The 18,604-nt window shown below is 71.1% G+C and carries 21 protein-coding genes; 9 read left to right on the top strand and 12 right to left on the bottom strand.

The window, feature by feature from the left end:
• Nucleotides 1–151: 151 nt before the first annotated feature.
• The 3 genes from ACFYV5_RS18125 to ACFYV5_RS18115 form a co-directional block, all read right to left on the bottom strand.
• Nucleotides 152–760: a flavin reductase family protein gene (locus ACFYV5_RS18125; RefSeq protein ID WP_389169286.1), complete on the bottom strand. Its 609-nt coding sequence runs from the start codon at nt 758–760 to the stop codon at nt 152–154.
• A gap of 294 nt (nt 761–1,054) precedes the next feature.
• On the bottom strand, nt 1,055–1,774 hold the full coding sequence (locus ACFYV5_RS18120; RefSeq protein ID WP_389169973.1) for an enoyl-CoA hydratase/isomerase family protein: 720 nt from the start codon (nt 1,772–1,774) through the stop codon (nt 1,055–1,057).
• Nucleotides 1,775–1,854: 80 nt separating this feature from the next.
• Nucleotides 1,855–4,083, bottom strand: coding sequence for an acetate--CoA ligase family protein (locus tag ACFYV5_RS18115; RefSeq protein WP_389169284.1), 2,229 nt, complete (start codon nt 4,081–4,083; stop codon nt 1,855–1,857).
• A gap of 91 nt (nt 4,084–4,174) precedes the next feature.
• On the opposite strand from ACFYV5_RS18115, the gene ACFYV5_RS18110 reads away from it, so the two are divergent.
• Both ACFYV5_RS18110 and ACFYV5_RS18105 read left to right on the top strand, forming a co-directional pair.
• Entirely contained in the window at nt 4,175–4,324 is a 150-nt protein-coding gene (locus ACFYV5_RS18110) for a hypothetical protein (RefSeq protein ID WP_389169283.1), read from the top strand.
• A gap of 238 nt (nt 4,325–4,562) precedes the next feature.
• Nucleotides 4,563–4,898 (top strand): hypothetical protein, encoded by a 336-nt coding sequence (locus ACFYV5_RS18105; RefSeq protein ID WP_389169281.1) that lies wholly within the window; start codon nt 4,563–4,565, stop codon nt 4,896–4,898.
• Between the two features lie 27 nt (nt 4,899–4,925).
• Here ACFYV5_RS18105 and ACFYV5_RS18100 read toward each other — a convergent pair whose 3' ends face one another.
• Entirely contained in the window at nt 4,926–6,119 is a 1,194-nt protein-coding gene (locus ACFYV5_RS18100) for an NAD(P)/FAD-dependent oxidoreductase (RefSeq protein WP_355104860.1), read from the bottom strand.
• 179 nt (nt 6,120–6,298) lie between these two features.
• Here ACFYV5_RS18100 and ACFYV5_RS18095 point away from each other — a divergent pair, with 179 nt between their 5' ends.
• Both ACFYV5_RS18095 and ACFYV5_RS18090 read left to right on the top strand, forming a co-directional pair.
• Nucleotides 6,299–6,751, top strand: a complete 453-nt coding sequence (locus ACFYV5_RS18095; RefSeq protein ID WP_355104862.1) for a DoxX family membrane protein — start codon at nt 6,299–6,301, stop codon at nt 6,749–6,751.
• The gene (locus ACFYV5_RS18090) at nt 6,748–7,224 is read left to right on the top strand and encodes a Zn-ribbon domain-containing OB-fold protein (RefSeq protein WP_389169278.1); all 477 of its coding nucleotides are present in this window, start codon (nt 6,748–6,750) and stop codon (nt 7,222–7,224) included. Before ACFYV5_RS18095 ends, ACFYV5_RS18090 begins: the two co-directional genes overlap by 4 nt.
• On the opposite strand, the gene ACFYV5_RS18085 is transcribed toward ACFYV5_RS18090, so the two are convergent.
• Nucleotides 7,142–7,795 (bottom strand): HAD family hydrolase, encoded by a 654-nt coding sequence (locus ACFYV5_RS18085; protein WP_389169276.1) that lies wholly within the window; start codon nt 7,793–7,795, stop codon nt 7,142–7,144. The two genes, ACFYV5_RS18090 and ACFYV5_RS18085, sit on opposite strands and share 83 nt — an antisense overlap.
• A 48-nt stretch (nt 7,796–7,843) precedes the next feature.
• Between ACFYV5_RS18085 and ACFYV5_RS18080 the strand changes: the two genes are divergently transcribed.
• Nucleotides 7,844–8,236 (top strand): SSI family serine proteinase inhibitor, encoded by a 393-nt coding sequence (locus tag ACFYV5_RS18080; RefSeq protein WP_355104868.1) that lies wholly within the window; start codon nt 7,844–7,846, stop codon nt 8,234–8,236.
• Here ACFYV5_RS18080 and ACFYV5_RS18075 read toward each other — a convergent pair.
• Nucleotides 8,233–9,342, bottom strand: coding sequence for a hypothetical protein (locus tag ACFYV5_RS18075; RefSeq protein WP_389169274.1), 1,110 nt, complete (start codon nt 9,340–9,342; stop codon nt 8,233–8,235). The two genes, ACFYV5_RS18080 and ACFYV5_RS18075, sit on opposite strands and share 4 nt — an antisense overlap.
• 122 nt (nt 9,343–9,464) lie before the next feature.
• On the opposite strand from ACFYV5_RS18075, the gene ACFYV5_RS18070 reads away from it, so the two are divergent.
• Both ACFYV5_RS18070 and ACFYV5_RS18065 read left to right on the top strand, forming a co-directional pair.
• Nucleotides 9,465–9,602, top strand: coding sequence for a hypothetical protein (locus ACFYV5_RS18070; protein WP_389169272.1), 138 nt, complete (start codon nt 9,465–9,467; stop codon nt 9,600–9,602).
• A gap of 283 nt (nt 9,603–9,885) precedes the next feature.
• Entirely contained in the window at nt 9,886–10,266 is a 381-nt protein-coding gene (locus ACFYV5_RS18065) for a VOC family protein (RefSeq protein WP_389169270.1), read from the top strand.
• Between the two features lie 62 nt (nt 10,267–10,328).
• Here the strand turns inward: ACFYV5_RS18065 and ACFYV5_RS18060 are convergent, their stop codons facing one another.
• The 4 genes from ACFYV5_RS18060 to ACFYV5_RS18045 form a co-directional block, all read right to left on the bottom strand.
• Nucleotides 10,329–12,533 carry an FG-GAP repeat domain-containing protein gene (locus ACFYV5_RS18060; RefSeq protein ID WP_389169268.1) on the bottom strand — a complete coding sequence of 735 codons (2,205 nt, stop codon included), beginning with the start codon at nt 12,531–12,533 and terminating at the stop codon, nt 10,329–10,331.
• Nucleotides 12,534–12,663: 130 nt separating this feature from the next.
• Entirely contained in the window at nt 12,664–14,895 is a 2,232-nt protein-coding gene (locus ACFYV5_RS18055; RefSeq protein ID WP_389169266.1) for an FG-GAP repeat domain-containing protein, read from the bottom strand.
• A gap of 127 nt (nt 14,896–15,022) precedes the next feature.
• Entirely contained in the window at nt 15,023–15,529 is a 507-nt protein-coding gene (locus ACFYV5_RS18050; protein ID WP_355104880.1) for a DinB family protein, read from the bottom strand.
• Between the two features lie 112 nt (nt 15,530–15,641).
• Nucleotides 15,642–16,067, bottom strand: a complete 426-nt coding sequence (locus ACFYV5_RS18045; RefSeq protein WP_355104882.1) for a MarR family winged helix-turn-helix transcriptional regulator — start codon at nt 16,065–16,067, stop codon at nt 15,642–15,644.
• Between the two features lie 207 nt (nt 16,068–16,274).
• Between ACFYV5_RS18045 and ACFYV5_RS18040 the strand changes: the two genes are divergently transcribed.
• Nucleotides 16,275–16,667 (top strand): hypothetical protein, encoded by a 393-nt coding sequence (locus ACFYV5_RS18040; RefSeq protein ID WP_389169263.1) that lies wholly within the window; start codon nt 16,275–16,277, stop codon nt 16,665–16,667.
• A 52-nt stretch (nt 16,668–16,719) separates the two neighbouring features.
• Here the strand turns inward: ACFYV5_RS18040 and ACFYV5_RS18035 are convergent, their stop codons facing one another.
• Nucleotides 16,720–17,124: a DUF1992 domain-containing protein gene (locus tag ACFYV5_RS18035; protein ID WP_389169261.1), complete on the bottom strand. Its 405-nt coding sequence runs from the start codon at nt 17,122–17,124 to the stop codon at nt 16,720–16,722.
• Between the two features lie 130 nt (nt 17,125–17,254).
• Nucleotides 17,255–17,458: a cold-shock protein gene (locus tag ACFYV5_RS18030; protein ID WP_014144190.1), complete on the bottom strand. Its 204-nt coding sequence runs from the start codon at nt 17,456–17,458 to the stop codon at nt 17,255–17,257.
• A 271-nt stretch (nt 17,459–17,729) separates the two neighbouring features.
• On the opposite strand from ACFYV5_RS18030, the gene ACFYV5_RS18025 reads away from it, so the two are divergent.
• Nucleotides 17,730–18,590: a menaquinone biosynthetic enzyme MqnA/MqnD family protein gene (locus tag ACFYV5_RS18025; protein ID WP_389169259.1), complete on the top strand. Its 861-nt coding sequence runs from the start codon at nt 17,730–17,732 to the stop codon at nt 18,588–18,590.
• Nucleotides 18,591–18,604 lie beyond the last annotated feature (14 nt).

Here is an 18,604-nt window from a genome sequence, read left to right as displayed (position 1 = left end):
CCGGAGCCCTTGCGGTCGGGGAGGGTGCCGGGTAGGCGTAAGCCGTTGCGGTCACCCCACCGACAGGCGCAGAGCCGGGAGGACGACCAGGACTGCCGTCGGCAGCGTCACGAGCTGCCTCTCGCGGACGGCGCGGTCAGCCGGGCAGCCCCTAACCGGTGAACCGCCCGAACCGCCCCCGGTGGAAGAGCAGCGGCTCGCCGCCCTCCGCGGCCCCGAGCGCCTCCACCCTCCCCACCACGATCAGGTGGTCCCCGCCCGTGTGGACCGTGGCGATCGTGCAGTCGATCCAGGCGGGGGCCCCGGCGAGCCGCGGGGAGCCCGTCACCGGGGCGCCGTCGTGGTCCACGCCCGCGAACTTGTCGGCCCCGCTCCTCGCGAAGCCCCGGCACAACTCCCCCTGGTCCGCACCCAGGACGTTGACGCAGAAGACCCCGGCCCGGGCGATGCGGGGCCAGGTGGTCGACGTACGGGCGACCATGAAGGCGACCAGGGGCGGATCCAGGGAGAGCGAGGCGAAGGACTGGCAGGCGAAGCCGGCTGGGCCGTCGGGGCCGGGGGCCGTCACGACGGTGACGCCGCTCGCGAAGTGCCCGAGCACGCGCCGGAACTCGGCCGGGTCGACGGGCAGCCGCTCGTCCTCCCGTACCGCCCGGAGCCGCGGCCTGGGGTGCGGTTCGACGGCCGTGGGCGACCCGGCCGACCTGAGGTATCGGACGGCGGTGGCCGCCATCCCAGCATGTCCCATCACACCGTCCATTGAAGCTGACGAGTCGTCAGATAGATACCCGTCGGCCACCCCTGGATACGAGAAGACCCCGGGACGGGCCGCTGAAGCCCGTCCCGGGGTCCCCGGGTCCCACCACGTCCGCCCGGTCAGGCCGCGACGGCCCCCGTCGAAGCGGTCCACGCGACACCCGCGTAGTGCGCGGGCCGGTACGCGTTCACACGGACGGTGATCTTCATGCCGCGCTGAGCCGCGGTCAGCGTCAGCGTGGTACGCGTCGCTCCTCCGCGACAACACCGACCGAAAAACCGGGAGGTCAGGGGGCGGCTACCGCCCCTCGTACCGAGGCGTCCTTCGCTCGACGAAGCTCGCCACACCCTCGTTCGCGTCCCGCGTCGTCATGTTGATCTCCTGGGCCGCCGCCTCCGCCGCGAACGCGGTGGAGCGGTCGCTGTCCAGGGAGGCGTTCACGAGCTGCTTGGTCAGGGCCAGCGCCCGTGTCGGCCCCTGGGCCAGCCGCTCGGCCCACTCCCGCGCGGTCTTCTGCAGCTCCTCCGCCGGAACCACCCGGTTCACCAGGCCCAGCTCCCGGGCGTCGTGCGCCGTCACCGCGTCGCCGAAGAACATCAGCTCCTTCGCGCGCTGCGGGCCGATCAGCCGGGGCAGCAGATACGCCCCGCCCCCGTCCGGCACCAGGCCGCGGCGTACGAACACCTCGATGAACGTCGCCGGTTCCGCCGCGAGCACGAGATCGCAGGCGAACGCCAGATGCGCCCCGATCCCGGCCGCCGTGCCGTTCACCGCCGCGATCACCGGCTTCTCGCAGTCCAGTACGGCCCCGATCAGGCGTTGCGCCCCGAGCTGGATCGTCCGCGCCACGTCACCGGGGACGCGCTCGCCCGAGGACGGGGCGCCCCGCAGGTCCGCGCCCGCGCAGAAGCCGCGACCGGTGGCGGTCAGGACCACCGCCCGTACGTCCGGATCGGCCGAGGCGTCCCCCAGCAGCGCGATGATCCGCTCGCGCTGGTCCCAGGTGACGGCGTTCATCGCCTCGGGCCGGTCGAGCGTGATCCACGAGACGCCGTTGTCGATGCTGTGCAGGATCTCTTCCACCGGGCTCCGGGCTCCTATCGGCACACCGCGAGCGCGTCGAGCGCCACCGCGCCCTGCCCGCGCGGCAGCACCATCAGCGGGTTGATGTCCAGTTCGGCGAGGTCGCCGTCGAGTTCGAGCGCCATCCGCTGCACCCGCAGCACGACCTCCACCAGCGCGTCCACGTCCGCCGGCGGAGCCCCCCGTACGCCCTTCAGCAGAGCCTGCCCGCGCAGTTCGCCGAGCATCCTCCTGGCCTGGTCCTCGCCGAACGGCGGCACGCGCACGGACGCGTCGTTCAGGACCTCGACCAGGACGCCCCCGAGACCCACCGTGACCGTCGGCCCGAAGAGCGGGTCGCGGGTCACGCCGACCACCATCTCGACCCCGCGCCCGACCATCTGGCAGACCAGGATCCCGTCGAGGTCGACGCCCTCGTAGCGCGCGATGTCGGTCAGCTCGCGGTACGCGTCCCGGACCTGACTCGCCGAGGTCAACCCGACCTTCACGAGCCCCAGTTCGGTCTTGTGCGCCAGCTGCGCACCGGACGCCTTCATCACCACCGGGTAGCCGACCAGACCGGCCGCCCGGACGGCCGCGGCGGCGCTCGTCACCAGCTGCTCGCGCGGCACCCGGATCCCGTACGCCCGCAGCAGCTGCTTCGCCGCGTGCTCGCTCAGCTGCCGGCCGGGCCGCATGAGGGCCTGGGCCTTGCGGAAGGAGGGGGAAGGGGTGCGAGGGGCCTCGTCGAAGGGGGAGCGGTAGGCGGCGGTGAAGCGGTGGTGGTCGAGGTAGGCCCGCACGGCCCCGATGCAGTTGGAGAACGTACGGAAGGTGGCGACGCGCGAGGATCCGAGCAGGGTCTCGCGGTAGGCGGCCTCCGTCCCGACCGGCGAGCCCCACACCACGCACACCAGCTTGTCGGTGGCCTCGGCCGCGTCGACCAGGTCCTGCGCCAGCTTGTCGCTCATGGGAGGGAAGGGGCCCGTGATGGGGCAGATCAGCACCCCGACGGACGGGTCGGCGAGGATCGCGTCGATGATCTTCCGTCCGCGCCAGTCGCCGACCGGGTGCCCGCCGTTGTCGACGGGATTGGCCACGTTCAGATACGGCGGTATCCACTGGTGGAGCTCCGCCTGCTTGGCTTCCGAGAGGGTGGGCAGAGTCAGCCCGGCGGCCGTGGCGAGGTCGGAGAAGTGGGCGCCGGTGCCGCCGGAGATCGAGTAGACGACGACACCGTCGGCGACCGGCTTGCGGGCCCGGGCCAGCAGGGCGGCGGTGTCCTGGAGCTCGTCGAGCCCGTCGACCCGGATGACCCCGAACTGGCGCATCGCCGCGTCGACGACCTGGTCCGCGCCGGTGAGCTTGCCGGTGTGCGAGGCGGCCATCCGCGCGCCGGTCTCGGTCCGCCCGACCTTCACCGCGACGACGGGCACGCCCTGGCGGGCGGCGCGGTCGGCGGCCAGCAGGAAGGAGCGCCCGTCCTTGAGCCCCTCGACGTAACAGGCGATGGCCCCGACCTCGGGCCGGGTCGCGAAGTACGAGATGAAGTCGGCGGTCTCCAGGTCGGCCTCGTTGCCGGTGGGCGCCCAGTGGGAGAGCCGTATCCCCAGCTCCTGGAGGGTGTGCACGGGCCGGCCCTGGTGCCCGGACTGGGTGATGAGCGCGATCGCCGGCCCGTCCAGGTCGTCGCGGAAGCGCTCGAAGGCGTTGAGGTTGGTGTTCGGTCCGAGCAGACGGATCCCGGACCGCCGGACGGCGTCGGTGAGACGTTCCTGCGCGGCGGCGCCCTCGTCGCCGGTCTCGGCGAAGCCGGATGCGAAGGCGACGGCGAACCTCACCTTGGCCTCCGCCAGTTCCTCGACGACGGGGAGCGGGTCGGCGACGAGCAGGACGGCGAGGTCGACGGGCTCACCGAGCGCGCCGACCGAGGGCACGCAGTCGATCCCGAAGACGCTCGTACGGGTGGGGTGCACGGGCACGAGCCGGGCGCCGACCCGCTCGGCCCAGGCGATGAGCTGCCGGGTGATGCCGGTGTTGGGCCGCCCCTCGGCGTCGGAGGCGCCGACGACGGCGACGGACCCGGGCCGGAAGAACCGGTCGAGGTCGGGCACGGGTACGTGCAACGGCCGCCCGCTGACGTCGACGTCTCCCGCGATCGCGGTCGTGCCGCGCACGACGTTCCGGTCCGAGTGAGGCTCTCCGCAGGCGTCCACGCGGGCGCGGAGATCGGTGGTGAAGGTGCCGTGAGTCGATCCAAGCATCGTTCCGCTCCGCCCTGCCCGACGTCCGACCAGTCATCTGACGTCTCGTCAGGTTAGCAAAGTGACGGGCCGTCAGGAATGGCCCGGACTCTTGATCGATCAACTCGCGGAAAAGGGCCTCGACCCGGACACGGAGCTGGACGTGAGCCCGGGCGAGTACGAGGACGGCCTCCAGCCGACCGCCGAGCAGTGGTACCAGAACGGCATCCAGGACGCCCAGATGAAGATGGGCCAGCCGTAGTGGACAAGAAGTGGTTGCCGCTGACCATCGTGCTCGGCGCCGCCGGGGTGGCCGTCGTGACGGCGAGCTTCTGGCCTGACGGCGAGGAGAAGCCGCCGCTGCCGCAGACCCTGTGTCACGGGGCGCTCAGCCGGCAGACGGCGGAACTGATCGACGACGGCAAGGGGGTGAGGTCAGCGCGGAGGAGTGGGAGCGCGAGGGCAAGAGCACCGATCACGCGGTGTTCAAAGGGTGCCAGGTGCAGCGCGCCAACACGGACAGTGACGTCCCCCGCGGGGTCTACCAACTGATCGTCCAGGACAACCGGCACGCCGCCGGCCGGAAGAAGGACTCCGTCCCCCTCGGCCCCGGATACACCGGCTGGGCGCTCCCCGACCAGGCCGAGGCCACGCTGCCTGCCGGCTGCGCCGCCCGCATGGGCTCGACCGCCCCGTACATCACGGTGTCGCTCAGCGCACCCTCACAGGCGGAGAAGAAGGACCTCGTCGACCGGGACACCGCGATCCGCAACAGTGCGACCGTGGTGCGGGAGGCCGCCACCAACCTCGCCAAGAAGTACGGCTGCGCCACCTGACCGTGGCCCGACCGTCGCCTGACCGGGTCAGTCCGCCCGTCGCCGCGCCTCGCCGCGGCGGCGGGCGGCCGAGGCGCGCTGACGGGTGATCCCGCGCGCGATCTTCTCCGCGTCCAGGGCCAGCTCACGGAGCATCCCGCTGATCGGGTTCGTGAACCCCGTGAAGTACAGCCCCGGCGCCTCGCGCGCCGTCCGCGCGCCCCGCACTGCCGGCCGGCCCTGCTCGTCGAGGACGTCCAGGTGGCCGACCAGTGATTCCAGGGCCCGTCGGTAGCCGGTCGCCGCGATCACGGCTTGCGGGGTGATCGTGGAGCCGTCCGCGAGCAGCACCTTGTCGCCGTCGAAGGAGCCGACCGCGCCGACGATCTCCACCTTCCCCTTCCGTACGGCGTCGATCAGGCCCACGTCCTGCACCGGGACCGCGCCCTCGCGCACCCGCGAGTAGAGCCCCGTGTCCGGCCGGGGCAGCCCGTGTTCCGACAGGTCGGGTATCGAGATCCGGCTCACCAGCTCGCCCAGCTTGTCCACCAGCCGCACCGGTAGCCGCCGGACCAGGATCCCCGTCCGCTGCGCCGGCCACCCGGCCGTGGAGCGCCGCACGATGTGCGGCACGGTGCGCACCGCGAGCCGTACCCGCGCGGCCCCGCCCTCGGCGAGGTCGGCGGCTATCTCGGCCCCCGTGTTCCCCGCGCCGACGACGAGGACGTCCTTCCCCTCGTACGGCGCGGGATTGCGGTAGGCGCTCGCGTGGATCAGCTCACCGCCGTACGCCTCCAGGCCCGGCCACTCGGGCACGCGGGGGGTGTGGTTGTAGCCGGTCGCGACGACGACCGCCCGCCCGGTCAGCCGCCGTCCGCCGGTCGCGTGCAGGAGCCAGTCCTCACCGGCGCGCTCGACGCGGGAGACCTCGACACCGGTGACGATCTCCAGCTCGTGCGCCTCGGCGTACTTCTCCAGGTACCGCACGACGTCCGCGCGGGCGACCCAGCGCCCGAAGGAGCGGGGTATCGGCAGGCCGGGCAGCGCGGAGAGGCGGCGGGTGGTGTGCAGCCGCAGACGGTCGTAGTGCGAGCGCCAGGAGGCGCCGACGGCGTCGGACTTCTCCAGGACGACGGCCCGTACGCCCTGCGCGCGGAGGGAGGCGGCGACGGCGAGTCCGCCGGGTCCGCCCCCGATGACGTAGACGGGGTGGTCCGGTCTGGATTGGGGGGTGTTGGTCACGAATGCTCAGCGTAACGAGATGCTCACTTGTTGGGTCTCGGTCAAGAGGGGAATCGGTTGCGAAACGGTCACGTGTGGGCGGGGTGTGTGGGGATGTGCGGGGGTCTTGCGCGCACGGGCCCGGATCAGCTGAACTGACGTACCGTCAGATCACCTTCGGGAGGGGCAGGTAGCGACCGATGCAGACCATCTGGCTCACCGGCGCCGAATGGCTCGCCGTCCTCCGCATCGGCCTCGGCCTGTGGTGGCTGGAGAGCTGGCGCCACAAGGACAAGAAGGGCTGGTTCGAGCGCGGCACCGGCATCGCCTGGGCGGCGGACGTCGCCGGCAAGCACCGGTGGCCGTTCGTGAAGAAGGGCTTCGACGCGGTCGTGGCACCGCGCCCGAAGGTGATGGCGTACCTCGTCGTCTACGCCGAACTGGCCCTGGGCCTCGGGCTGATCGTCGGCTTCCTGACGCCCGTGGCGCTGGTGGGCGGGCTGCTGCTCAACCTGCTCTACCTCGTCCTGATGATCCACGACTGGGCCGAGCAGGGGCAGAACGCGATGATGGCGCTGATCTCCCTGGTCGCGCTTCTCGCGATGTCCTGGCAGACCTGGTCCCTCGACCACGCGATCGGACTGTTCCGATGACCGCCGCCGACCCCGACATCGACGCCTTCACCCGCCCCTACTGGGACGCGGCGGGGGAGGGCCGGCTGCTGTTGAGGCGGTGCGAGGGTTGCGGGAAGGCCCACCACTACCCGCGCGAGTTCTGCCCGTACTGCTGGAGCGAGGACGTGCGGTGGGAGCGGGCGAGCGGCCGGGCCACGCTCTACACCTGGTCCGTCGTCCACCGCAACGACCTGCCGCCCTTCGGCGACCGGGTGCCGTACGTGGCGGCGGTCGTCGACCTGGTGGAGGGCCCACGCTTGATGACCGAGGTGGTGGGGGTGGCGGAGGGCGACCTCCGGATCGGGATGGACCTGGAGGTCGCGTTCCGGCCGGAGGGGGACGTCCGGGTCCCCGTGTTCCGCCGTTACGTCACGGAAGCGGAAGCGGAAGCGGCAGCGGCAGCGGGCCGAGCGTCGCGTGGATCTCCGGAGCCGCCTCGGCCAGTGAACTGAAGTGGCGGTGCGACCCCTCGGGGGCGGCCGGGGCGTTCACGGTCCAGACCGTCATGCCGGCGGCCAGGCCCGACCGGACCCCGGACGGCGCGTCCTCGACCACCAGACAGTCGGCGGGCTCGGCGCCCAGCTTCTCGGCCGCCAGAAGGTACGGAGCCGGGGACGGCTTGCCCTCGTGTACGGACGCGGCGTCGACGATCAGGTGGGGGAGGGGGAGGCCGGTGCGCTCGAAGCGGCCCCGGACCCGGTGTTCGTAGTTGGAGGTGACGAGCGCCCAGGAGCCGGGAGGGAGTGCGGTGAGCAGGTCGGCCGCGCCGTCGAAGGCGGAGTACGTGCCCGTACGGACGTCCTCGTCCTCCAACTCGTGCAGGAGCGCGAGACACGCGTCCGGGTCGAGACCGGGCGCGACGGCGGCGAAGGTCTCGACGGGCCGGGTGCGGAGCGCCACCGCGTACACCTCGTCCCCGTCGAGCCCATGGCGTGCCGCCCAGGCGTGCCAGACACGCCGCTGGTTGGCGACAGCGTCCATAAGGGTGCCGTCGACGTCGAAGAGGATGAATTTGCTGGTCACGTGGGTGGAGCTTAGTGACCCGGGGAGAAGGTCGTCGTTGGCCGGGGCATGAAGAGCACCCTTGCATACGGCCTGGCCGCCGCCACCTTCGCCGGCCTCGGCCTCGGCCTCGCGAGCGCGGCGGACGCCGTGCCGAAGCCGCCCACCCGGCTCCACCTGACCGTCACCGACGCGGAGGGCGTGGCGAAGGACGTCTTCCTCGGCTGCCGCCCGACCGGCGGCAACCACCCCAACGCGGCTGCGGCGTGCGACGCGCTGCACGACGCGGGCGGCGAACTCGACAAGCTGAAGGGTGGCGCGGACGTCGTCTGCACGACGGAGTACGACCCGGTCACGGTGACCGCGGAGGGCACGTTCAACGACGCGCCGCTCAGCTGGAAGAAGGAGTTCGGCAACGCGTGTGAGCTGAACGCGAGGACGGGCGCGGTCTTCGCGTTCTAGAAGCCGCCGGTGACCGGGCGCTGCGCGAGGTTGTCGACGATCTCGCGCAGCCACGGGCCGCGGACGGCCGGCAGCCGGACCAGCGTGCGCCGGAACGTTCCCCGGTCGACCTGGAAGGGGTGAGGGGCGCGGGGCGAGAACAGGTCGTCCAGGACGTCGTCGGCCACGCGGCCCGACGTCGGAACCGGTAGTGGGGGCTGGGGGAAGGCCATCCACCGCCACACCCCGAACGTCAGCGGCACCGGGTACGCCGACGTGGCCGGGCCGGCGGGGGTCCAGGTGCGACCCGTCTGCGGATGGACCGGTACGAGCAGGATGTCGGCGCCCGCGTCGGGGGCGGGCAGTCCCGGTCCCGCCAGGACGGCCCGCCGCTCCGGCGGGCCGGCGGGCAGAAGGGCGTCGAGGGCGGGTTGGAACACCTCCTCGACGAGGCCGTTCGGGACGGTCACCGGCTGTCCTTCGGAGGCCGCCAGCAGATGGGCGAGGGCCTGCCCGGCCGCCGCCTCCCATTGCGGGCTCCATGACCAGTGGCGGTGCGACCCGAGTCGTTCCCCCCACGGAGTGATCGGCTCGAACGGAGGAGTGCCCCGGTCCTTCTCCATCAGCTTCTCCCAGGAGAGCGGTACGGCGTCGGGGCCGGCGTCGTCGACGGGGAGGCGGTGCACGGCGTACGGGGCGAGCCACACCGCCTGCCAGAGCGAACAGTCGTCGATCCTGGTCGCCACGAGCAGACCGCACGTCTCGCAGGCCATGTTGGGCCCGTCGCCCTGGGCGAGACCGCAGCAGGCGCCGCCGCGCTTCTCGGGGATCAGCAGGGTGCCGCGGACATCTCCGGGTGCGATGACGATCGCCCCCGGAGCACCGTCGGAGAGGGCGTGGACGGGCGCGTGGACACCGCGGGCGGCCGCCTCCTCCGGACCGATCTCCTCCCACGTCCGCCAGGGCGGCCCCCAGGGCTCCGGCTCCACGGCGAAGGTCCCCGACTCCATGAGCACGGGGAGCTGGGTCCCGTTCCCGTACATCTGATGGGCGTGGGCCGGAAGGGGAACGTGGGACAACGGGTCGGTCAACTCGGCGCCGCACTCCGCACACACGAAAACGAACAAAGATCCTCCGCCCGGGCAACAGAGGCATCCTCGCAGCCCGGCGGAGACCGGTCCCCTGCTTTTCTGAGGTCGGACAGTACGGTCTGTGCCCGGACCAGCATCAGTGGGTCGACGGCGACCGGATGTTCCGTGTCGAGCGCCTCAGGCGCCGTGACGCCGTGCCCGACGACCAGTGGGGCCCCGTCCGGACCGTCATGCGGACCCTCGCCGACCTGCACGGTGACGAGGACGTCCGGCTGGTGGTGTGGTTCGACGACTGACGGGGGGTCGCGAAGAGCGTCCGGGCGACGGTTCCGGTCGGAGCACCGCGTCGAGTGGCGCGTTAATGACCTGCGCCGTCGGCCGTTGATCGGTAGCATCCCCGATGTGAACACCGGACCGGCGTCGCTACGCCACTCACGGATTGGCCACCCGGTGGTGGACTGATCGCACGGTGGGTGCGCTCGACGCACCCCCAGCCCCTCGTTTCGACACGCGGACCTCCCCGTGCTCCCGCACCCGAGCGTCCCTCTTCCGTGTCGAACCCACAGCGAGGTCAACCGTATGACAGTCACGTTCAACCACACCATCATCGCCGCCAAGGACAGCAACGAGTCTGCTCTGTTCTTCCGGGAGCTGCTGGAGCTCCCCGAAGCACCGTCCTGGGGGCCCTTCACCAACATCCAGCTCACCGATGGCGTGCTGCTCCAGTTCGCGACGCCGCCGGCACACATCGAGATCCAGATGCAGCACTACGCCTTCCTGATCGACGACGAGCTGTTCGACCGGGCGTACAAGCGGCTGTGCGAGGGCGGCGTCGAGCACTGGGCCGATCCGCAGATGCGGCGCCCCGGCGAGATCAACGACGAGCACGGCGGCCGGGGCGTGTACTTCAAGGACCCGGCCGGTCACGCGATCGAGCTGATCACCCGCCCTTATCTGTAGAGCGAAAGCCCCGGGGCGGGACGTGGTGACCACGTCCCGCCCCGGGGCTGTTGTGCCGCGGATCAGACCACGGACGTCGGCCTGTTGTTGGGCATGCCGGTGTCCTGTCGCTGGCCGAAGGGGGCGCTCCAGCTGCCGGTGCCCTTGTAGAGGTACGTCCTGTTGTCGGCGGAGTTGGTGGCGAAGAGGTCGGGGCGGCCGTCGCGGTCGGCGTCGCCGATGCCGACGAGGTGGCTGTAGCCCTGCCAGCCCGTACCGATCTTGACGCGGGGGGCGAAGGTGCCGTCGCCCTTGCCGAGGTGGAGCCAGAGGACTCCGGCGGTGTCGCGGGCGACGAGGTCACCGGCGGCGGCTCCGGCGATGTTGCCGGTGGCGGTGATCTGGTTGTAGCCGTGCCAGCCGGTGCCGAGCTTGACGCGCGGCGCGAAGGGGGCGCTCCAACTGCCGGTTCCCTTGTGCAGCCACAGGGCTCCCGTCCCGTCGGTGGCGACGAGGTCGGACTTGCCGTCCCCGTTGAGGTCGCTGCCGCCGGTGATCTGCTTGTACCCGCCCCAGCCCGTGCCCACCTTGTAGCGGGGTGCGAAGGTGCCGTCGCCCTTGCCGAGGTAGTGCCACAGCACACCGGCGGTGTCCCGGGCGACGATGTCGCCGTGGGCGGCGCCGGCGATGTTGCCGACCGCCTCGATCTGGTTGTAGCCACCCCAGCCACTGCTGATGAGCTTCTGCTCGCCGGAATTCAGCTGCTGGTTGTAGGTGTCGTAGTGCGAATCGGCGCGCCACAGCCGGCCCGACCCGTCGCGCAGCAGCACGTCCGGGGAGCCGTTGTCGTTGTAGTCGTGCGGCGCGGCCTTGCGGACGACCTTGAACGTGCCGGACGAGGTCACGGTCGGCCCGATGCCGTTGAGCGGCCGGCCGCTGAACTCCCAGGTGTAGTCACCGTTGTACGCACTCTCGTACATGAGTTCGCCCCTCCAGTCCCAGCGCACGACCCCATCCTGCGCCTGGATGAAGCTCGCGCTCATGGACTTGCCCGTCCGGACGTGGCGCAGGGTGATCCTGGCCTCCACGTTGTACCGGGACACCTTCCATTCGAGCGGCACACGGCCGCCGTTCTGGTCGAGGTCGATCACGGCGGGGACGTTCTGGCTCAGCAGGGTGAGCTTGGTGGGCTCGCCGGTGGTCGCCACGAGCTTGGCGGTCGGAACCCCGTCGGCACCGAGGGCGATCCGGTAGAAGCCCTCCCCGTGCTCGACCGTGCCGCCGCGGACGACCAGCGTGCCGTCGGGTGCGGCAACGGCCGCGAGGGTGTGGTCGAGGAGCTTACGGGTGGTGGTCCCGTCCTTCAGGCTGCGCGCGGTCAGGGCGTACAGGGGGTGCGGCTCGACCTCCGAGAGACCCTTGAGCGTGCCGTACGTGACCCAGTCGCCGACCAGGCCGACCTCGATGTCCTCCCGCCACGCGGTGCCGATCGGCATGTTCGTACGCATGCCGGTGGAGCGGTCGACGACCACCACCGTGGCGTTCGAGGAGGCGTCGTACTCGACCCAGGTGAGGTGGGTCGCCGAGACGGCCACGTTGCCGTCGCTCGCGCGCTCACGCTGCTCGGCCACGGCTCCGGTGGCGAGATCGATCAGCCCCACGTACCGCTTGACCGCCTCGCCCGTGCCGGTGGAGTAGGTCACCAGGCCGTGGCCGGGCGTGCCGGGGGAGACGTCGATGCTCGTGGCGTTCGCCGGAAGGCCGGTCGTGGGCATGTCGCTGGTGCCCTGGACGTGCATGCGGAGGTCCTTGCCTCCGGACGCGTTGTCGACGGTGGTGAACAGGGTCCTGTCGGCGGCGCCCACGTACTCCTGGCCGAGGAGGGGAACCGTGAACAGCTTCTGCCGGGTCGCCATGTTGGTGAGTATGGCTTCGGGGAAGGACCTGTCGTTGGTGTTGACGGCAACGAGGTCTCCGAGACCCGTGGCCTCGACCCCGACGTACCACATCCAGCTACCACCCGAGGTGCCGTCCGAGGCCCGTATCCAGCTCCTGGAGGAGGATTCCTTGCTCGAGGTCAGATAGCCGGTCGCGGTGCCACCGAAGATCGTGGTGCCAGGGGGGATCGTGATGACGTCCTGCGTGGTCGTCACGTCGGACGCGGCCGCGCTGTCGGTGGCCGGCGCGGCGATCGCCGGGGCGGTCAGCGCGCTCCCGCCGACGGTGACGGCGAGCACGGTGACGACGGCTGCGGCGAGCCGACGACGGGCGGGACGGGCGTGGGACAAGGTGAGTTCTCCTCAGGAAGACCAGGCGCATCATGCGTTGCGCCGGGTCGTCGGACTCGCGATCACGAAGGATGGTTGTACGCGGCGCCTCGTGTGTGACGAGGCCCGCCGATCAGATCAGATCGTCGTGTCAGGCCACGGAGGTGGGCCTGTTGTTGGGCAGACCCGTGAGCTCGCGGGGTCCGAAGGGGGCGCTCCAGCTTCCGGTGCCCTTGAACAGGTACGTCCTGTTGTCGGCGGAGTTGGTGGCGAAGAGGTCGGGTCGGCCGTCGCGGTCGGCGTCGCCGATGCCGACGAGGTGGCTGTAGCCCTGCCAGCCGGCGCTGATCTTGATGCGGGGGGCGAAGGTGCCGTCGCCCTTGCCGAGGTGGAGCCAGAGGACGCCGGCGGTGTCGCGGCCGACGAGGTCACCGGCCGGGGCTCCGGCGATGTTGCCGGTGGCCACGATCTGGTTGTAGCCGTGCCAGCCGGTGCCGAGCTTGACGCGCGGCGCGAAGGGGGCGCTCCAGCTTCCGGTTCCCTTGTGCAGCCACAGGGCACCCGAGCCGTCGGTGGCGACGAGGTCGGACTTGCCGTCGCCGTTGAGGTCGCTGCCACCAGTGATCTGCTTGTACCCGCCCCAGCCCGAACCGACCTTGTACCGGGGTGCGAAGGTGCCGTCGCCCTTGCCGAGGTAGTGCCACAGCACACCGGCGGTGTCGCGCGCCACGATGTCGCCGTGGGCGGCTCCGGCGATGTTGCCGACCGCCTCGATCTGGTTGTAACCACCCCAGCCACTGCCGAGGAGCTTCTGCTCCCCGGAGGCGAGCTGGCGGTTGAGGACATCGTAGTGAGAGTCGGCGCGGTACAGCCGGCCGGAGCCGTCGCGCAGGAGCACGTCCGGGGAGCCGTTGTCGCTGTAGTCGTGCGGCGCGGCCTTGCGGACGACCTTGAACGTCCCGGAGGAGACCAGGTTCGGGCCGATGCCGTTGATGGGTTCGGCGGTGAGCTCCCAGGTGTAGTCACCGTTGTAGGCGCTGTCGTCGTTCATGGGCATGTTGTTGAGCTGGCCCAGCCAGTCGTAGCGCACGGCCCCGTTCGTCGGGTGGTAGATCTCCCGGCCGATGAGCCTTCCGGTCCGTACGTGCCGAAGAATGACGATGGCCCGCACGTTGTACCGGGACAACTGCCATTCGAGCTGCGCCTGGCCGCGGTTCTGGTCGAGGTCGATCACGGCGGGAACCTTGGTGCCCAGCAGGGCGACCTTGGTGGACTCGCCGCTGCTCGCGACGAGCGTGGCGGCCGGGATGCCGTCGACGCCGGGGGCGATCCGGTAGAGACCCTCGCCCTGCGCGACCGTACCGCCGCGCACGATCTGGGCGCCGTCGGGTGCGACAGCGGCCGTCAGAGTGTGGTCGAGGAGCTTGCGGGTGGTGGTCCCGTCCTTCAGGCTGCGCGCGGTCAGGGCGTACAGCGGGTCCGGGGTGATGTCGTCGAGGCCACTGCGGGTGCCGTACGTGACCCAGCCGCCGACCAGGCCGACCTCGACGTCCTTCCGCCAGGCCTTGCCGACCTTGAAGTTCTGGACCGTCCTGGTGATCCGGTCGACGACCACCACCGTGACGTTCGAGGAGGCGTCGTACGTGACCCACGCGAGGTGCGTCGCCGAGAGGGCGATGTTGCCCGCGCGGGTCGAGGGGAGCTCGTACGTCTCGGCCACCGTGTTGGTGGCGAGGTCGAGCGTGGCCACGTAATCCTTGGCGGCCGCATCCGTCTCGACGGTGTAGGTCAGCAGGGCGTGATCGCCGGTGCCGGCGCTGACCCGGACATGTACGGCGCCGCCCGGAAGGCCGGCCGTCATCTTGCCCGTCGCGCCGATCGCGTTCATGTGGAGGACCGTGTCCCCGTTCACATTGACCATGCTGGTGAAGAGAGCCTTGCCGGCGGCTCCCGCGTACGCGACCTCACCGCCGACGGACACCCCGCTCAGCTTCTGGCCCGTCGCCATGTCGGTGAGGTCGGCTCCCGTGGCCCAGTTGGAGGCGGCTATGTCTTCCGAGCCGGTCATCTCGATCTTGGCGCCCCAGTTCAGTTCCTTCGGGGCGGAGCCGTCCGCAGGAACCCAGTACCGCGTCTCGGAAAAAGGCTCCTCGCCGTGGGGCGGGGTCTGCGTGAGGGTCAGGAAGCCCGTCGCGCCCGCGCCCAGGACGGTGCTCTTCTGCGGGAACGGGACGACGTTCGTCGTCGCGGCCGCCTCCGTCGTGGCCTCGGCGGCCGGGGCGGCGATCGCCGGGGCGGTCAGCGTGTTCGCGCCGACGGTGACGGCGAGCACGGTGACGACAGCGGCGGCGAGCCGACGACGGGCGGGACGGGCGTGAGACAAAGCGTTATCTCCTCAGGAAGACCAGGCGCATCATGCGTTGCGCCGGATCAGACTCGCGATCCCGAAGGATGGTTGTACGCCACCCCTCGGAAATGCGGCGTCGCCGCCCCATGGGCCGCTCCGGTCTTCAGCGCCGCTCCACCACGCCCCGTACGTACGCCGCTTGGCCCGCGTGCTGGTTGTCCTCCGCGATCACGCTCACCAGGCGGACGCCGAGGGTGACCGGCGGGTCCCAGGCGTCGTCGACGACGCGGTCGAGGTCCGTGTTGGTCAGGGTCCCGAGGTGTTCCAGGGTCCGGGCGTGGACGGCGTCGTAGTAGCCGAGCAGCAGTTCCGCGGGGGCCCGGACCGCGGCGACCTGGGTGCTGGAGTGGCCGTAACCCGTCGCCCGCGCGGAGAAGGGGAGGCCGAAGCGGGACTTCCAGCCGTCGGACGTCCACAGCTGCTCGGTGCCGAAGGCGCCCGCGACGTGGTCGTCCTGGATCCGGGTCAGGTGCCAGACCAGCCAGGCGATCGTGTTGGCCTCCTCGTCGATCCTGGCGGTCAGCTCGTCCTCCGTCAGTCCCTCGACGGCTCCGTGCACGGCTTCCTGGACGCGGCCGAACGCGTCCAGCAGCAGGTCGGCGCTCCTCATGTCACTCACTCCTCGCTCGACGGTGCGGTGTGCTCCACCCAGTGGGCCATCGAGGAGCGGCCGGGGACGGACCGCGCGGCCGGTGACGCGGCCGGGAGGCGGCCGAGTTCACCTAGTCGGTGGCCAGGATCCGCAGCGCCCGGACGAACGCCTCCCGGTCCGCCGCCGGGAGCCGGGACAGCAGGCGTTCCTCGCCCTTCTGGATCTCGGACTGCACGGTGTCCCGCAGCTCGCGGCCCTCGCGGGTGAGGGACAGCAGGCGCGCCCGGCGGTCCTGGGGGTCGGGGCGGCGGCGGATCAGACCGCGCGTCTCCAGGTCGTCGAGGACGGCGATGATCCGGGTCTTGTCCGCCCGGATGGCCTCGGCGAGCGCGGCCTGGGTGCGGATGGGGGTCTCGTCGAGGTGCAGCAGGACCGCGTACGCCCACATCGTCACGCCGTGGGCGTCCAGGACCGGCTGCTCCGCCGCCATCAGGGCGCGGCCGAGCGGCACGACCATCGCCGCGAGATCGGGACGGGACTCTTCCATGGCCTCCATGGCCACGAAAGTACCCGTTGACACATCGTAAGCTCCAGTAGATCGTAAGCACATGCTTATTAGTTCGAAGGCTCGGGAGCATCGGCACGTACGGAGCGGTTCGACCGGTTACGGCCCCTCCACGCGCGCGTGGTCCGGGACAGGGTTCCTGGACCGGATCCTCGCGGCGCTCGGCCGCACACCCGAGCAGCCGACCGGCGGCACCGCGTGCTGAGGTCCTCGTGGACGCCCGGCCGGGAGGGAGAACGGCCGGGCGCCGGCGGTCAGGTGCTGGTCAGCGTCACCGACTTCACGCTCGACCGCCGCCGGGACCTGCCCGGCGTCCATCGCGCCGGCCGCCGACTCGCGGCGGGCTGGCCGGAGCTGGAGGGTGCGTACGGAATGTGGCTCTGGACGCTGCCCACGGCCGGGCGCTGCGGCGCCGTCGCCGTCTGGCGCGACGAGGCCGCCCTGGGGGGTTTCGTCGCCTGGCCGCCGCACATCGAGATCATGCGCGCGTACCGTGGACGGGGCGCGCTGACGTCGACGAACTGGCGGGCGGAGGAGTTCGACCGGGTACGGATCTGGGCCCGCGCCCGGCGGATGCTGCGCGGCCGGTGACGGACCGGCCGGTGCAGGGTCGGCCGATGACGGACCGGCCGGTGCCACGGGGCTACCCGCCGTCGCGCTCCGACCGCCAGCGTGCCACCGTCGCGTCCACGTCGAACGGCTTCAGGTTCAGCGGCGGCCCCGCGGGCGGGCGCGTCAGGGCCGCGGCGATCCTGGTGTTGATCTCGCCGAGGATCCGGCGCACCTGCGCCTCCGACACGGCCCGCCCGACCGCCTCCATCGCGTCCTCGGCCTCCTTGCGCAGGGCCAGCGAGGGCGGGAGGACGGACGCGCCTTCGCGGTGCATCTTGCCCTTGATCCACCACAGCTCGTCGTAGGGGGCGTTGTCGTCGTCGAGCGGTTTCCCGAAGCCGGCCAGATTCCTGAACTCGCCGCGCTCCGCGGCCTCGCGGATCTGCTTGTCCACGAATGACTCGAAGCTGACGCCGGGCGGTTTGCGTTCGGTCATGTGTCCAGCGTGGCACAGCGGTGAAGGACGCGGCAGGCGAAAAAGGCAGGAGCCCCGCTCGTGCCCGAAGGCACGGAGCGGGGCTCCTTGGGTACTTCTCTAGCCGTGCGCGATCGCCGATCCGGGCAACTTAGACCGGGGTGACGTTCTCCGCCTGCGGGCCCTTCGGACCCTGCGTGACGTCGAAGTTCACCTGCTGGTTCTCCTCCAGGGAGCGGAAGCCAGCGGCGTTGATCGCGGAGTAGTGGACGAAGACATCCGGGCCGCCGCCGTCCTGGGCGATGAAGCCGAAGCCCTTTTCAGCGTTGAACCACTTGACGGTTCCGGTAGCCATAAGCCCTCCTTGGGCCAAAGGGTTGCCCTGCTCCAGAACCTGCAAAGAAGTCTGAAAACTACAAAAGCCTGCGGGTTACATGCTCCGCAGGCTCTGTACTGCAAGGGAAACCAAACTGCAACTTGCGATGAGCCTAGCACGCAGGGTGTGCGACGCACTAGAGGGAAAGATCACGTCACCCACACGTTTGACGCACCCCGCGACGCGCTGACGCGAGCGCCACGCGCGCCCCGGCGATGTCCACCGTACGAGACGGGGCTAGCCTCGCGATGTGGACAATGCAACCGATGACCACCAGCGCAGCCGGCCCCGCGTCGGACACATCCAGTTCCTGAACTGCCTCCCCCTCTACTGGGGCCTGGCCCGTACCGGAACGCTCCTCGATCTGGAGCTGACGAAGGACACGCCGGAGAAGCTCAGCGAGCGGCTGGTGCGCGGCGACCTCGACATCGGCCCCATCACCCTCGTCGAATATCTCCGCAACGCGGACGATCTCGTCGCCCTGCCGGACATCGCCGTGGGCTGCGACGGCCCGGTCATGTCCTGTGTGATCGTCTCCCAGCGGCCCCTGAAGCAGCTGGACGGTGCCCGGGTGGCGCTCGGGTCCACCTCCCGTACCTCCGTACGCCTCGCGCAGCTGCTGCTCGCCGAGCGGTACGACGTACGGCCCGACTACTACACCTGCCCGCCCGACCTCGGGCTGATGATGCAGGAGGCGGAGGCGGCCGTCCTGATCGGCGACGCCGCCCTGCGCGCCTCGCTGCACGACGCGCCGCGGCTCGGTCTCGAGGTCCACGACCTGGGGCTGATGTGGAAGGAGTGGACGGGCCTGCCCTTCGTCTTCGCCGTGTGGGCGGCCCGCAAGGACTTCCTGGCCCGCGAGCCGGAGACCGTGCGCGAGGTCCACGAGGCGTTCCTGGCCTCGCGCGATCTGTCGCTGGTGGAGGTCGCCAAGGTCGCCGAGCAGGCGGCGCGCTGGGAGTCCTTCGATGCGGAGCTCCTGGAGCGGTACTTCCGGACGCTGGACTTCCGCTTCGGTCCCGAGCAGCTGGCGGGGGTACGCGAGTTCGCCCGCCGGACCGGTCCGACGACCGGATTCCCGGCGGACGTGAAGGTCGAGCTGCTCGCCTGACGCCGGGGTGCCCC

This window comes from Streptomyces sp. NPDC003035 (assembly GCF_042888285.1).
Classification (GTDB): Bacteria; Actinomycetota; Actinomycetes; order Streptomycetales; family Streptomycetaceae; genus Streptomyces.
Note: the sequence above shows the minus strand (reverse complement) of the source record. Positions and strands in the feature narration are given on the sequence as shown.

Excerpts from the sequence above, each read along its gene's own strand:
- ACFYV5_RS18125 (WP_389169286.1), bottom strand. The coding sequence starts at position 760 with ATGGACGGTGTGATGGGACATGCTGGGATGGCGGCCACCGCCGTCCGA.
- ACFYV5_RS18120 (WP_389169973.1), bottom strand. The coding sequence starts at position 1,774 with ATGAACGCCGTCACCTGGGACCAGCGCGAGCGGATCATCGCGCTGCTG.
- ACFYV5_RS18115 (WP_389169284.1), bottom strand. The coding sequence starts at position 4,083 with ATGCTTGGATCGACTCACGGCACCTTCACCACCGATCTCCGCGCCCGC.
- ACFYV5_RS18095 (WP_355104862.1), top strand. The coding sequence starts at position 6,299 with ATGCAGACCATCTGGCTCACCGGCGCCGAATGGCTCGCCGTCCTCCGC.
- ACFYV5_RS18090 (WP_389169278.1), top strand. The coding sequence starts at position 6,748 with ATGACCGCCGCCGACCCCGACATCGACGCCTTCACCCGCCCCTACTGG.
- ACFYV5_RS18080 (WP_355104868.1), top strand. The coding sequence starts at position 7,844 with ATGAAGAGCACCCTTGCATACGGCCTGGCCGCCGCCACCTTCGCCGGC.
- ACFYV5_RS18070 (WP_389169272.1), top strand. The coding sequence starts at position 9,465 with ATGTTCCGTGTCGAGCGCCTCAGGCGCCGTGACGCCGTGCCCGACGAC.
- ACFYV5_RS18065 (WP_389169270.1), top strand. The coding sequence starts at position 9,886 with ATGACAGTCACGTTCAACCACACCATCATCGCCGCCAAGGACAGCAAC.
- ACFYV5_RS18050 (WP_355104880.1), bottom strand. The coding sequence starts at position 15,529 with ATGAGGAGCGCCGACCTGCTGCTGGACGCGTTCGGCCGCGTCCAGGAA.
- ACFYV5_RS18045 (WP_355104882.1), bottom strand. The coding sequence starts at position 16,067 with ATGGAGGCCATGGAAGAGTCCCGTCCCGATCTCGCGGCGATGGTCGTG.
- ACFYV5_RS18035 (WP_389169261.1), bottom strand. The coding sequence starts at position 17,124 with ATGACCGAACGCAAACCGCCCGGCGTCAGCTTCGAGTCATTCGTGGAC.
- ACFYV5_RS18030 (WP_014144190.1), bottom strand. The coding sequence starts at position 17,458 with ATGGCTACCGGAACCGTCAAGTGGTTCAACGCTGAAAAGGGCTTCGGC.